The 12,472-nt window shown below is 38.1% G+C and carries 17 protein-coding genes; 16 read left to right on the forward strand and 1 reads right to left on the reverse strand.

Annotation, left to right across the window (positions count from 1 at the left end):
- The first annotated feature begins 24 nt into the window (after window positions 1-24).
- The 8 genes from CFK37_RS14855 (at window position 25) to CFK37_RS14890 (ending at window position 5,085) form a co-directional block, all read left to right on the forward strand.
- On the forward strand, window positions 25-600 hold the full coding sequence (locus CFK37_RS14855) for a ReoY family proteolytic degradation factor (protein WP_089062603.1): 576 nt from the start codon (window positions 25-27) through the stop codon (window positions 598-600).
- Window positions 601-682: 82 nt separating this feature from the next.
- Window positions 683-1,153, forward strand: a complete 471-nt coding sequence (locus tag CFK37_RS14860; RefSeq protein WP_089062604.1) for a DUF2487 family protein — start codon at window positions 683-685, stop codon at window positions 1,151-1,153.
- Between the two features lie 162 nt (window positions 1,154-1,315).
- The gene (locus tag CFK37_RS14865) at window positions 1,316-1,828 is read left to right on the forward strand and encodes a QcrA and Rieske domain-containing protein (protein ID WP_089062605.1); all 513 of its coding nucleotides are present in this window, start codon (window positions 1,316-1,318) and stop codon (window positions 1,826-1,828) included.
- A gap of 6 nt (window positions 1,829-1,834) precedes the next feature.
- Window positions 1,835-2,509, forward strand: coding sequence for a menaquinol-cytochrome c reductase cytochrome b subunit (gene qcrB, locus CFK37_RS14870; RefSeq protein WP_089062606.1), 675 nt, complete (start codon window positions 1,835-1,837; stop codon window positions 2,507-2,509).
- Window positions 2,510-2,524: 15 nt separating this feature from the next.
- Window positions 2,525-3,295, forward strand: a complete 771-nt coding sequence (locus tag CFK37_RS14875; protein ID WP_089062607.1) for a menaquinol-cytochrome c reductase cytochrome b/c subunit — start codon at window positions 2,525-2,527, stop codon at window positions 3,293-3,295.
- Between the two features lie 235 nt (window positions 3,296-3,530).
- Window positions 3,531-4,112 carry a lipoprotein heptaprenylglyceryl N-acetyltransferase LhaT gene (lhaT, locus tag CFK37_RS14880; RefSeq protein WP_089062608.1) on the forward strand — a complete coding sequence of 194 codons (582 nt, stop codon included), beginning with the start codon at window positions 3,531-3,533 and terminating at the stop codon, window positions 4,110-4,112.
- A gap of 107 nt (window positions 4,113-4,219) precedes the next feature.
- Complete coding sequence (locus tag CFK37_RS14885) at window positions 4,220-4,342, forward strand: sporulation protein YpjB (RefSeq protein WP_245837394.1); 123 nt, start codon at window positions 4,220-4,222, stop codon at window positions 4,340-4,342.
- A 62-nt stretch (window positions 4,343-4,404) separates the two neighbouring features.
- Window positions 4,405-5,085 (forward strand): zinc metallopeptidase, encoded by a 681-nt coding sequence (locus CFK37_RS14890; protein ID WP_089062610.1) that lies wholly within the window; start codon window positions 4,405-4,407, stop codon window positions 5,083-5,085.
- Between the two features lie 37 nt (window positions 5,086-5,122).
- Here the strand turns inward: CFK37_RS14890 and CFK37_RS14895 are convergent, their stop codons facing one another.
- On the reverse strand, window positions 5,123-5,995 hold the full coding sequence (locus tag CFK37_RS14895) for a YitT family protein (protein WP_172840510.1): 873 nt from the start codon (window positions 5,993-5,995) through the stop codon (window positions 5,123-5,125).
- A gap of 171 nt (window positions 5,996-6,166) precedes the next feature.
- Between CFK37_RS14895 and CFK37_RS14900 the strand changes: the two genes are divergently transcribed.
- Genes CFK37_RS14900 through panD form a run of 8 tightly spaced genes read left to right on the forward strand, consistent with a single transcriptional unit; the run spans window position 6,167 to window position 12,358 of the window.
- A complete protein-coding gene (locus tag CFK37_RS14900) occupies window positions 6,167-6,502 on the forward strand; it encodes a nucleotide pyrophosphohydrolase (protein WP_089062611.1) in 336 nt (111 codons plus the stop codon).
- A gap of 20 nt (window positions 6,503-6,522) precedes the next feature.
- A complete protein-coding gene (locus CFK37_RS14905; protein ID WP_089062612.1) occupies window positions 6,523-6,942 on the forward strand; it encodes a methylglyoxal synthase in 420 nt (139 codons plus the stop codon).
- Window positions 6,939-8,072, forward strand: coding sequence for an N-acetyl-alpha-D-glucosaminyl L-malate synthase BshA (gene bshA / locus CFK37_RS14910; RefSeq protein WP_089062613.1), 1,134 nt, complete (start codon window positions 6,939-6,941; stop codon window positions 8,070-8,072). Before CFK37_RS14905 ends, bshA begins: the two co-directional genes overlap by 4 nt.
- Window positions 8,073-8,085: 13 nt before the next feature.
- Window positions 8,086-9,291 carry a CCA tRNA nucleotidyltransferase gene (locus CFK37_RS14915; protein WP_089062614.1) on the forward strand — a complete coding sequence of 402 codons (1,206 nt, stop codon included), beginning with the start codon at window positions 8,086-8,088 and terminating at the stop codon, window positions 9,289-9,291.
- Window positions 9,267-10,265: a biotin--[acetyl-CoA-carboxylase] ligase gene (locus CFK37_RS14920; protein WP_089062615.1), complete on the forward strand. Its 999-nt coding sequence runs from the start codon at window positions 9,267-9,269 to the stop codon at window positions 10,263-10,265. The genes CFK37_RS14915 and CFK37_RS14920 overlap by 25 nt, the downstream gene beginning before the upstream one ends.
- A complete protein-coding gene (gene panB / locus CFK37_RS14925) occupies window positions 10,259-11,059 on the forward strand; it encodes a 3-methyl-2-oxobutanoate hydroxymethyltransferase (protein WP_089062616.1) in 801 nt (266 codons plus the stop codon). Before CFK37_RS14920 ends, panB begins: the two co-directional genes overlap by 7 nt.
- A gap of 27 nt (window positions 11,060-11,086) precedes the next feature.
- A complete protein-coding gene (gene panC / locus CFK37_RS14930; protein ID WP_089062617.1) occupies window positions 11,087-11,962 on the forward strand; it encodes a pantoate--beta-alanine ligase in 876 nt (291 codons plus the stop codon).
- A gap of 12 nt (window positions 11,963-11,974) precedes the next feature.
- Window positions 11,975-12,358 carry an aspartate 1-decarboxylase gene (panD, locus tag CFK37_RS14935; RefSeq protein WP_089062618.1) on the forward strand — a complete coding sequence of 128 codons (384 nt, stop codon included), beginning with the start codon at window positions 11,975-11,977 and terminating at the stop codon, window positions 12,356-12,358.
- Window positions 12,359-12,472: the final 114 nt, after the last annotated feature.

The following is a 12,472-nucleotide window of genomic DNA, read 5'->3' on the forward strand; positions in this document are numbered from 1 at the left end:
AGATGAATGAGGGAGGAAAATAAGATGCAAGCTCCTATTTCCATTCAGGATAAAAAAGAGTTCATTGAATGGTTCTTAAATCATTATCAGCTAAAGAAACGTGAAAGTGTTTGGATTTTAAATTACCTAGTTAATCACGATAATTTGTTAAATCATGTACATTTTATTCGTGAAGCAAAGTTTTGTCCAAGGGGGATCATCATTTCCAGTCAATGCTCAAATGATGCACCGTTTCGCTTTTATAAAAACCATTTAGTAACAACGGATGCCGAAAAATCCTTTCATGATATTCGCATGAATCGGGAGGAACCGTTATACGTACAATTGAATTTTCATAATTCTATTCAAAATGCATCGTATGTAGCTGTTCTTGAGGATAATCCTTTCGTGCCAGAAGATTATTATCTAACAAAAAGCGATGAGGATAATGCAAAGCAGCTTTTGGAGAAAATAGTGTACGATCGTAAAAAAAGAAAATTACAGGAAGCCATCGATTACAGTCTTGATATTAATGACCAGGAAATGTTTATGGAACTCACACAGAAATTACATAAACTAGTTAGCAGTAATCAAGGTCAACCTAAATTGTTAAAACAATAGGTTGATTTTTTTTGTCAAGATAAGATAAACTTTAATATGTTAACGGCTGCTGTATGAAAATATCAGGAAAGGAAGTTAGGCAATGCGGTGGGTGCAAAAAGATTTACTTCAATACATAGAGGCAAAGGAATTTGTAGATACTATAATTATTCCATTGGCCCCCTTCCATTTATCCAATGATTCGGAACTTCAAAAAAGTGGCTTCCAGAGTGAAGCGCTTTCGATATTAATGAATGAAATTGAACGGGATTTAGCGGGAAGGGTCATGGTAACGCCAACTTATGCGTATTTAAAAGGTGCGGACAAGCAAATTGAAATTGATAGACTTAATAAATGGCAGGATGATGTGTCGAATCAACCAGTTAATCACATTTTTTTCCTCACCTTCGACTCAACTTGGAAGAAACATGAGCGACTGCTAAATGGGACGCTTTTGTGGCTCCCTGGGTTACAATCAGGTGATTTATACTCAGCTGAAATGCAAACCGTTGTTCATGATCAGGTAAACGAACTTAGTGAGTTAATCCGTTCCTATTGGGAGACAATGGAATAAAAAAGATAAACTTGAGCAATGATATAGAAAAAGCATCTGATTTGTTAACATTTATGATTACATATTGACCGAACAAGCAGTTTGCGCTATTATGGTAATGTCCTAGTAATCTGAATTATAATTGATAATGTCCGTGATTAAATGAAAAGAGGGGGGAAAATCATGAGCGAAAAAAAGCAACAAGTATCCCGTCGACAATTCCTGAACTATACACTTACAGGTGTAGGTGGCTTTATGGCAGCAGGCATGCTTGTTCCAATGTTAGGGATGGCGATCGATCCTGTATTAAAAAAGTCCAAGTCCGGTGAACTGCACAACGCTGGGATTGCGGTAGAGGATATAACCACCAAACCACAACGTGTTGAATGGAAAGTTGATCAAGTAGATGCTTGGTATGAGTCACAAGTTACTAAATCAGCTTGGGTTTATAAAGATGATGCAGGTGAAATCGTGGCACTTTCCCCAATATGTAAACATCTTGGCTGTATGGTTGCATGGGAAGGCAGTGACAAGTTTCCAGATCAATACTATTGTCCATGTCATGGTGGAAGATACACGAAGGATGGGACAAACATCCCTGGTACACCACCACCGGCGCCGCTTGATGTTTATGAGAAAAAAGTTGAAAACGGTGCGTTGTATTTAGGAAAAGCACATCCTAGAGGGGAGGCGTAATAGCTAATGTTACAAAAAATGTATGATTGGATCGATGAACGCGTAGACATTACGCCTTTGTGGCGTGATATTGCAGATCATGAAGTCCCAGAACATGTAAACCCCGCACATCACTTTTCAGCTTTTGTTTATTGTTTTGGCGGATTGACATTCTTTGTTACAGTAATACAAATTTTGTCAGGAATGTTCTTAACCATGTACTATGTACCGGATATAGAAAATGCATGGAAATCTGTTTATTACTTACAGACAGAGGTTGCTCATGGTCAAATAGTACGAGGTATGCATCACTGGGGTGCTAGTGTTGTTATCGTTATGCTTTTGTTACATACGTTGCGCGTATTTTTCCAAGGCGCATATAAGAAACCACGTGAACTTAACTGGATGATTGGCGTATTGTTATTTTTTATTATGCTCGGGTTAGGGTTTACCGGTTATTTGTTACCATGGGATAATAAAGCATATTTCGCAACTGAAGTTGGTCTTAATATTGCTGAATCCGTACCGTTTATCGGTGAATATTTAAAAATATTATTAGCAGGTGATCCAAGCATTGTTGGAGCACAGACATTAACACGATTCTTTGCAATTCATGTATTCTTCTTACCAGCTGGATTGTTTGCGTTAATGGCTGCTCACTTTCTATTAATTCGTAAGCAGGGAATTTCTGGACCACTATAAAAAGGAGGGAAAGCTGTGCATAAGGGTAAAGGAATGAAGTTTGTTGGAGATTCTCGAATCTCTTCTGATCGCAAACCTAATATACCTAAAGATTATTCTGAATATCCCGGTAGAACAGAGGCTTTCTGGCCTAACTTCTTGTTAAAAGAGTGGTTGGTTGGTGCTGTATTCTTAGTTGGATTTTTATGTTTAACGTTAGCGCATCCTGCTCCACTAGAGGGCGTTGCCGATCCAACAACACCTGGATACATACCGTTACCGGATTGGTATTTCTTATTTCTATATGAACTTTTAAAATATAAATTCGCAAGTGGGCCATACGTTCTGTTTGGTGTCATTATTCTTCCTGGACTTGCGTTCGGGGGCTTATTACTGGCTCCTTTCCTTGACCGTGGACCTGGGCGGAGACCACACCAAAGACCAATTGCTGTTGCAATGATGCTATTAGGTCTTGCGTCTGTTATGGTACTTACTTATGAATCAGCAGAACATGTCGACTGGGAAGCTCGTGCAGAAGCAAACAAACCAGTTCCTACTACTGAAATTGATAAAAGTGCCCCAGGGTATAAGGTTTTTGAGAAAAATTGTATGCAATGTCATGGTGATTCGTTACAGGGTGGTGCGGCTGCTCCTTCACTAATTGGAATTGACCGTTCGAAAGAAGAAATCATGAAGATTGCCCAAGAAGGTACAGGACAAATGCCTCCTGGCGTATTCAAAGGTTCAAAAGACGAACTAAATAAGTTAGCGGAATTTATTATATCTGTTAACGAAGAAGCAAAATAATTGAACCAATTGTTATAAGACACCTTTACCAGCTTAAGCGGTGAAGGTGTCTTTTCTTAAAAGATAAGAATATACAAAGTGTTGTCTAGCGCAAGCGCCCAGAAGCAAGATGCCGTCATAGGCAAAGGACACTACGAACGCCAAACCCATGCGTTCTATAGTCTCCTGCTTATGCGTCTGCTTCTAAAACGGGCGCCCTGAGCTTTTCTTAATTGCAGATGAGGGTGGAGAAAGCATGTTGCATTACATATTACGGGATAAGTTTTTTTTAATTTTATTGTTTCTAATCAATTTGTTCGGTACTATTTACGGGTATATTTGGTATAAGTTTCAACTGGCAATTACCCCGGATATATTTTTAATATTTGTTCCAGATAGTCCTACCGCAAGTCTTTTCTTTACAATTGTCCTCTTCTTTTTCTTATTCAAAAAGAATGTACCATATATTGAGGCGCTTGCTGTGATTACCATGTTTAAATATGGTGTCTGGGCAGTTGTTATGAACATCTTTACATTAATTGAAACTGGTTCTTTGGGATGGCAGGGATACATGCTTATAGCCTCCCATGGAGCAATGGCAATCCAGGGGTTGTTATACGCACCATATTATCGAATCAAATTAAGGCATATTGCTGTAGCAGCGATATGGACACTGCATAATGACATCATTGATTATGTGTTCGGTATGATGCCGGTATACGCTTCGCTGAGTGAGTATATGAATGAGATAGGCTACTTTACTTTTTGGTTAAGTGTTTTTTCCATTTTTATTGCCTATCTGTTAACTGTTAAAAGTAAAAAGAGACAATTTCTTTAACATAACCTACGACCAGCAAACATAAATTTATAATGTAAATGCTTGCGAGAGGTTGATCACATATGTATAATTTTACCTTTTTATCAATTGTGAATCTCATTCAAGACATGACATCATTATTTTGGGTCATAACAGCGGTAGGTGGAATAATAGTTTTTGTATTGGCCTATGTTAGCTGGGTAAAATATAAGAATGAAAAGAGACGTCATGATAAAAGTTCAAACAGTTGACTTTTTCGACATTTTTGACTAAAATTGACCATAGTAAGTTTCTAATTAATGGAGGAATGTAAATGTCACTTGGTGGATATATCGTATATATTGCCTTGTTAATGATCATACCAATTTGGGCACAATCAAAAGTAAAGAAAACGTATAAAAAATTCTCAAAAAAGGCAACATCTTCTCAAATGACCGGAGCAGAAGTTGCTCGAAAAATATTAAATAATAATGGTATTTACGATGTTCATGTAGAGGAAACAAGAGGTTTTTTATCGGATCATTATGATCCACGTAAGAAGGTGGTCCGGTTATCCAGTGGGAACTACCATGGACAATCAATGGCATCGTCGGCAATAGCGGCACACGAGGTAGGTCATGCAATTCAGGATGCTGAATCCTATGCATTTTTAAGATTTAGACATGCTCTAGTGCCAGTTGCAAGTCTTGGTTCAAATATGTCGATTTTCTTGATTATCGGGGGCTTCCTTTTTCAAATGAGTAACCTGGTATTGCTGGGGATTCTGTTTTTTGCTGCAGCAGTTCTTTTCCAACTGGTTACACTTCCGGTTGAATTTAATGCTTCCAGCCGTGCTATGACACAATTGATATCCACTGGGATAATTAACAACAATGAGGAACGTGAAACAAAGAAAGTTCTAAATGCTGCGGCCTTAACATATGTTGCAGCGGCATTAGTTGCCCTGGCAGAGTTAATACGATTTATTTTAATGTTTGCCGGCAGTAATGAATAGCATAAAAAAAAGGATGGCCATCTGGCCGTCCTTTTTCTTAATCCGTAATCGGGTTTTTATTTTCGTCAAGCGTAAATCCCTCTCCGACAACATCATGTACCGAGCTTACAGCAACAAATGCATGCGGATCAATCCCTTTTATTATATTTTTTAATCGAACAATTTCATTTCTGCCAACCACGCAATATAATACATCACGTGTTTCCCCAGTAAAGCTGCCTCGTCCAGCTAACACTGTTACACCGCGATCCATGTCCTTAATGATAATTTCGGCAATTTCATCACTATTACTAGAAATAATCGTTGCTCCGCGGGCCGAATATGCTCCTTCCTGGATAAAGTCGATTACTCGTGCACTAATATAGACGGCCACTAACGTGTACATGCCTTCAACCAATTCCAAATAGGTTAGCACGGATGTTGCAATGACAATGGCATCAAAGAGAAACATGGTCTTACCCATACTCCATCCAGCATATTGATGGACAAGTCTAGCAATAATATCCACCCCGCCTGTTGTTCCGCCATATCGGAAAATAATTCCCAGTCCAACTCCTATAAATACACCAGCAAATAGAGCTACCAGAGTCATGTCTGATTGCAAGTCCATTTGAAATGGTTTAATTTGAAATATCGCTAAAAACACTGATACAGAAAGGGTTCCGATAATAGTATAAATAAATGTATTCCTGCCAAGGTATTTCCAACCGATAAAAAACACTGGAACATTTAAAATAATATTAGTTACCGCTGGATCCCAGCCCCATAAAAAATACATCAGTAACGTTATACCTGTAAATCCGCCTTCGCCAAGGTTGTTTTGCATATTAAAATGTACAAGTCCAAATGAAAAAATTGCTGCACCTAATAAGATAAATATAACGTTCTTTATTTTAACTCCAAACACCATCCTGAAAACCTCCTTTACCCTATCTATTATCTGTCAATCGCACACTTTTACTATTATAGTCAATTTTAACCAATTTAGGCAACATACAATTGGGTATCAGGTTAATCATTTGTCAAATTAAGGCCTTTTAGCTAACATGAAGGGAGTGATACGAATAGGGGTGAATTAAAGATGGCTACCGATAAAAAAACGTATACTACAACCGAGATGCAACAATATGTTGATCATTATATTTCCCAATTTAAAACTGGCTATTTTTCCCCTTTGGCACAAATGGCGAGATTAACAGAGGAACTTGGTGAAATGGCTCGAGAGGTTAACCATTATTATGGAGAAAAGCCAAAAAAAGATTCGGAACAAAAAAAAGCGATAGAAGATGAACTTGGTGATTTATTATTTGTAATTATTTGTTTTGCTAATTCCCTTGACATTGATTTATCAGATGCATTTAATCGATCTATGGATAAAATTGAATCCCGAGATAAATACCGCTGGGAGAAAAAATAAAACAGGGAAGGTGGAGAAAAATGAATATAGCACTTATCGCGCACGATGAAAAAAAACAATCGATGGCAGGCTTTAGTATTGCGTATAGTCAGGTACTTAAAAACCATAACCTATATGCCACTGGCACAACAGGCTCACTCATTACAGAAGCAACACACCTTCCTGTCCACCGGTTTCAATCAGGACCAAAGGGTGGGGATCAACAAATTGGTGCAATGGTTGCGAATAATGAAATGGATATGATCATTTTCTTTCGTGATCCATTAACTGCCCAGCCGCATGAACCGGATGTCAGTGCCTTGATGCGTCTTTGTGATGTCCACCTGATTCCAATTGCAACTAATATGGCAGCTGGTGAAATATTAATCCGCGCCCTTGAACGCGGCGATTTTCATTGGCGGGAAATTGTAAAGCAAAACAGACAGGATTTGAATAAATGATGAAAATAGGTATAACATGCTATCCAACTGTAGGGGGCTCTGGTGTAATTGCAACCGAATTAGGGATGTTGCTTTCAGAGCAAGGAAATGAAATTCATTTTATTACATCCAGTCTGCCTTTTCGTCTAAATCAGGTTAATCCATCCATTTTTTATCATGAGGTGGAACTTAACCATTACCCAGTGTTCCAATACCCGCCTTTTGACTTGGCGATGGCAAATAAAATGGCCGACGTTATAGATAGGGAGAAGCTTGATATTCTTCACGTGCATTATGCAATGCCACATGCGATTTGCGCAATTTTGGCCAGGGACATTGCTAAACACGATGTTAAAATTGTAACTACCTTGCATGGCACGGATATTACAGTACTTGGAATTGATCAATCTTTTAAAAAGATGATTATCCACGGAATTAAGCAATCAGATGCAGTAACCGCTGTTTCACATAGTTTAGTGAATCAAACAAATGACATGCTCGGAATAGAACGTGATATTGATGTAGTTTATAATTTTGTCAATGAAAAGGAATACCACAAAAAGGATTTAATAAGTATTAAAATGGAATATGGCATAGCAGAACATGAAAAAGTTCTCATTCATGTGTCGAATTTTCGCAAGGTGAAACGTATCGAGGATGTTATCCAAACCTTTCAAAAAGTGAAGGAGAAGGTAGATGCTAAACTACTGCTGGTTGGGGATGGCCCAGAATATTCAAACGCAAATCAATTGGTTGACTCACTTGATCTCGGTGATGATGTACTATTTCTTGGCAAACAAAAAAATATTAGTGACCTTCTGTCTATTTCCGACTTAAAACTGTTGATGTCTGAAAAAGAAAGTTTTGGCTTAGTGCTATTGGAAGCAATGGCATGCGAAGTTCCTTGTATTGGAACGAATGCCGGTGGTATACCTGAGGTCATCGAACATAATGAAACTGGGTATATTGTTGATGTAGGGGACACAAATCGCGCGGCGGAGTATGCAGTAAAGTTACTGCAAAATGAAAAGTTGTTGAAACAATTCTCCAAGAATGCTTATCAACGGGCCAGGGGATGCTTTCACTCCGAACTAATCGTAAACCAATACACTGATATATACAGGCGAGTATTGGCCGAAAAAAACATGTAAAGTGGTGAACAAGATGCTTGATACAATTTTTAATGAAGCAGTTGATATTATGGATAAGCTAGAAGAAAATGGTTATCAGGCATACTTTGTTGGAGGCTGTGTACGTGATTCTCTATTAAAACGGCCAATATCCGATGTGGATATTGCAACATCTGCTCCCCCTGATAAGGTTCAGCAGTTATTTCCTGCTGTTATACCTGTTGGTGTGATGCACGGGACTGTAATTGTTCGACATTTAGGTAAGTCATATGAAGTGACAACATTTCGGGTTGATGGGAAGTATACAGATAAACGGCACCCAGATGAGGTTGAATTCATCCAAACAATTGACGGAGATTTAAAACGAAGAGATTTCACAATAAATGCATTGGCAATGAATCGTGAGGGCAGGATTATTGATTTGTTTAATGGAATAGATGATTTGCATCAAAAAGTGATTCGAACAGTTGGCAAGGGGATAGAAAGATTTCGTGAGGATTCGTTACGAATTATTCGGGCGATAAGATTTTCAAGTCAGCTTGGATTTTTCATTGATCCGGCCACATTGGACGATATGAAGGTTGTTGCCCCTGAAATTACTCAGTTAGCTGTCGAACGTGTTCGCGTTGAAATCACGAAGTTTTTTGGCGGGCGGCATATTAATCTTGGGATGGATTACCTAAGGAGCACAGAATTATATAAACATCTTCCTGTTATGATAAACTATCCATATATTATAAATAAGCTTCCTTTGAAACTATTCCCTTTAAAAGACTTTTCTGAAGTAGTTGTACTTTTTCATTATATGGAACCGGCTATCCCTATAAAAGAATGGGTTACAGACTGGAAATGTTCCAATAAGGAAAAATGGAATGTGAAGGAATTAATAGCATCTATTGATTATTTTAATAAAAATGGACTGGATAATTGGCTTGTCTACTGTTTAAGCAGTGCACATATTGATGCTTTTATTCGTCTAGTGACTAATTTATACTCAGCAGAAAATATTCCAAAGCGAAGTAAGGTAATGTCCATCTACAATTCACTTACAATTCATCAGCGGGATGAATTAAAAATAAATGGGCATGACCTGATTGCCCTTTTTCCAAGCAAAAAAAAGGGCCCCTGGATACATAAAACATTGAAAATGGTAGAGAAGCAAGTAGTTTTAAACCATGTTGCAAACAAAAATAATGAATTAAAGGATTGGGTAAAATGGAATCCACCCGGAACAAACTAATTAAACTATTAGCGGAAAATAACTCCAGTTACATATCTGGCCAAAGGTTATCCGAAGAATTACAAATTTCGCGTGCAGCAATTTGGAAGCATATGAAAAAACTGGAGGAAGACGGCTATAAAGTTGAAGGAAAAACAAAAAAAGGTTACAGAATCATCGAATATCCAGCCAAAACAAGTGAGAACACGCTTCATTGGGGATTGCAAACAAAATGGCTCGGGGAGAAAATCATCCATCGAGCATCCATCACTTCGACGCAGCATTTGGCCCACCAGTTGGCAAGTGAGGGTGCACCGCATGGAACAATAGTGATTGCCGATGAGCAAACAAAAGGTAAAGGAAGAATGAATCGTTCTTGGTATTCAAGTAAACATAAAGGAATATGGATGAGCATTATTGTACGGCCGGAAATACTGCCATATATGGCCCCGCAATTAACACTTCTGGCAGCTACTGTACTTGCTGATGTGCTTGATGCACAGTTAGGAGTCAAGCCGCAAATAAAATGGCCGAATGATTTATTAATTAACCAAAAAAAGACCGCAGGAATTTTAACTGAAATGCAGGCTGAACAGGATCAAATTCAGTATATAGTGCTCGGAATGGGGATAAATGTGAATCATACTTCTGATGATATCCCTGATGAACTAAGGAACAAAGCCACCTCGATCTATATTGAATCTAAACAGGAAAGATCCATCAAGGATGTTATACAACAAATTTTACAGGCATTCGAACCAGCGTATGAGCATTATATTAAGCATGGATTTTCCGATACGAAAGACAAATGGGAAAGTTATGGTTTCAAAATAGGTCAGGAAATAAACATAAATACAATGAGGAATTCCTGGACCGCAAAATTCAATGGTATTGCTAGTGATGGCGCTTTATTAATCGAAAATGATGATGGGCAGATTAAAAAAATGTACTCCGCCGAAATTGATTGGTTTGGGGAAGGAGAAACAAAATGTTAACGAGAATTGATTTTCAACAGATGAAAGAAAAGAAGAAAAAAATTACCATGTTGACCTCATATGACTATCCTTCAGCGAAGCTTGCTGAAGAGGCTGGTATAGATATGCTTCTTGTTGGCGATTCACTGGGAATGGTCGTCCTGGGTTATGATTCAACCGTGAAGGTAACGGTTGATGACATGATTCATCATGCAAAAGCAGTTAAACGGGGAGCAGAAAACACGTTTATGGTTGTCGATATGCCTTTTATGTCCTATCACATCTCTTTAGAAGAGTCATTAACACATGCACGGAACATTTTTCAGAGTACGGATGCCCAAGCATTAAAAATTGAGGGAGCAACAACAGAATTATTAAACCTAACCAGACGGCTAACAGATTCTGGAATTCCTGTAGTAGCCCATCTGGGTTTAACTCCGCAATCAGTGAATGTTTTGGGTGGATTTAAAGTGCAAGCTAGGGAAAAACAAACCGCTGATAAGCTTATTGAGGATGCCAAACAATTAGAAGTAAACGGAGCGATAGCAGTTGTATTAGAATGCGTACCACTTGATTTGGCCAAAACCGTCACGGAGGAACTAACGATCCCAACAATCGGTATTGGTGCGGGCGTACATTGTGATGGACAAGTATTAGTTTATCATGATATTTTAAAATATGGTGTCGATAGACTGCCAAAATTCGTTAAACCATACACAGATTTAAATGACACGATAAAAGGTGCGATTGAATCTTATTGCTCAGATGTTGTTGACCAGCTATTTCCAACTGAAAAGCAAAGTTTTAAAAATTGAGACAAAGATAAAAAGAAGGTAAATGATATGCAGATTATTCGCTCGGTTAATGAAATGCAGGAAATGGTACTTTCATTGCGAAAAGAAAATAAAACAATTGGTTTTGTTCCAACAATGGGTTTCTTTCACGAAGGACATCTATCCTTAATGGAGCAGGCAAATAAAGACAATGACATAGTAATTACTAGTATTTTTGTTAATCCTTTACAGTTTGGACCTAGTGAGGATTATGAACAATATCCACGGGATGAGGAAAGTGACATTAAGCAAGCAGAAAAAACGGGTGTTGACATCGTATTTATTCCGGATACACGGCAAATGTACCCTAAAAAGATGACAATAGCGTTAGATGTGACGGACCGTGTTCATGTTTTATGTGGCAGATCGAGACCTGGACATTTTCAAGGAGTTGTTACAGTTTTAGCGAAACTGTTTAACATCGTTCAGCCGAATAAAGTCTATTTTGGGAGGAAAGATGCTCAACAAGCGGCAGTAGTTGACGCCTTAATCAATGATCTGAATTTCCCAATAGAATTAGTTGCATTACCAACTGTCCGCGAAAAAGACGGACTGGCAAAAAGTAGTCGAAATGTAAACCTCCGCAATGCAGAACGCGAGGAAGCCCCATGGATTTACAAAGCATTAGAGCAGGGTAGACAACTAGTGGTTGACGGTGAAAAAAATCCTGATATAGTAGTAAAAGAGGTTTTGGATACGATTGATAATCATACAAATGGAAAAATTGATTATGTAGAATTATTAAGTTATCCAGAATTACAGACTGTATCTGCTATCGATCAACAGGTAATTTTGGCTTCTGCTGTTTACTTTAATGAGGCACGATTAATCGATAACTTGTTGTTTGATCAAAATGGAAAAATAGTCAAACGCATAGAAAAATAGGGGGAAAATGGTATGTTTCGCACTATGATGAAAGCCAAAATTCATCGTGCAAAGGTAACAGAGGCAAATTTAAACTATGTTGGCAGTGTGACAATTGATCAGGATATAATTGATAAAGTTGGAATCTTGCCGCACGAAAAAGTACAAATTGTAAATAATAATAATGGGGCGCGTCTGGAAACATATGTGATTTCCGGTGAACGCGGATCAGGTGTTGTGTGCTTGAATGGTGCGGCAGCAAGATTGGTGCAACCAGGGGATACAGTAATCATTGTTACTTATGCATTGCTTTCTGATAACGAGCTGACAACATTTAAACCAAAAGTAGCATTAATGAATGAAAATAATGAAGTAGAACAAGTAATTGAACAGGAACCACCGCTTACGGAAATGTAAAGATTTTATAGAAGGTTAAACTTCATTCACAGGGGTTTTTCTTGTCCCGCTGAATGTTAATGGAGATAAACTCTTATCATATTCGAATGATAAGAGTTTTCATATATTGGGCAT

The sequence above is a fragment of the Virgibacillus phasianinus genome (genome assembly GCF_002216775.1).
Lineage (GTDB): Bacteria > Bacillota > Bacilli > Bacillales > Amphibacillaceae > Virgibacillus_F > Virgibacillus_F phasianinus.

Excerpts from the sequence above, each read along its gene's own strand:
- CFK37_RS14855 (WP_089062603.1), top strand. The coding sequence starts at position 25 with ATGCAAGCTCCTATTTCCATTCAGGATAAAAAAGAGTTCATTGAATGG.
- CFK37_RS14860 (WP_089062604.1), top strand. The coding sequence starts at position 683 with ATGCGGTGGGTGCAAAAAGATTTACTTCAATACATAGAGGCAAAGGAA.
- CFK37_RS14865 (WP_089062605.1), top strand. The coding sequence starts at position 1,316 with ATGAGCGAAAAAAAGCAACAAGTATCCCGTCGACAATTCCTGAACTAT.
- qcrB (WP_089062606.1), top strand. The coding sequence starts at position 1,835 with ATGTTACAAAAAATGTATGATTGGATCGATGAACGCGTAGACATTACG.
- lhaT (WP_089062608.1), top strand. The coding sequence starts at position 3,531 with ATGTTGCATTACATATTACGGGATAAGTTTTTTTTAATTTTATTGTTT.
- CFK37_RS14885 (WP_245837394.1), top strand. The coding sequence starts at position 4,220 with ATGACATCATTATTTTGGGTCATAACAGCGGTAGGTGGAATAATAGTT.
- CFK37_RS14890 (WP_089062610.1), top strand. The coding sequence starts at position 4,405 with ATGTCACTTGGTGGATATATCGTATATATTGCCTTGTTAATGATCATA.
- CFK37_RS14895 (WP_172840510.1), bottom strand. The coding sequence starts at position 5,995 with ATGGTGTTTGGAGTTAAAATAAAGAACGTTATATTTATCTTATTAGGT.
- CFK37_RS14900 (WP_089062611.1), top strand. The coding sequence starts at position 6,167 with ATGGCTACCGATAAAAAAACGTATACTACAACCGAGATGCAACAATAT.
- CFK37_RS14905 (WP_089062612.1), top strand. The coding sequence starts at position 6,523 with ATGAATATAGCACTTATCGCGCACGATGAAAAAAAACAATCGATGGCA.
- bshA (WP_089062613.1), top strand. The coding sequence starts at position 6,939 with ATGATGAAAATAGGTATAACATGCTATCCAACTGTAGGGGGCTCTGGT.
- CFK37_RS14915 (WP_089062614.1), top strand. The coding sequence starts at position 8,086 with ATGCTTGATACAATTTTTAATGAAGCAGTTGATATTATGGATAAGCTA.
- CFK37_RS14920 (WP_089062615.1), top strand. The coding sequence starts at position 9,267 with ATGGAATCCACCCGGAACAAACTAATTAAACTATTAGCGGAAAATAAC.
- panB (WP_089062616.1), top strand. The coding sequence starts at position 10,259 with ATGTTAACGAGAATTGATTTTCAACAGATGAAAGAAAAGAAGAAAAAA.
- panC (WP_089062617.1), top strand. The coding sequence starts at position 11,087 with ATGCAGATTATTCGCTCGGTTAATGAAATGCAGGAAATGGTACTTTCA.
- panD (WP_089062618.1), top strand. The coding sequence starts at position 11,975 with ATGTTTCGCACTATGATGAAAGCCAAAATTCATCGTGCAAAGGTAACA.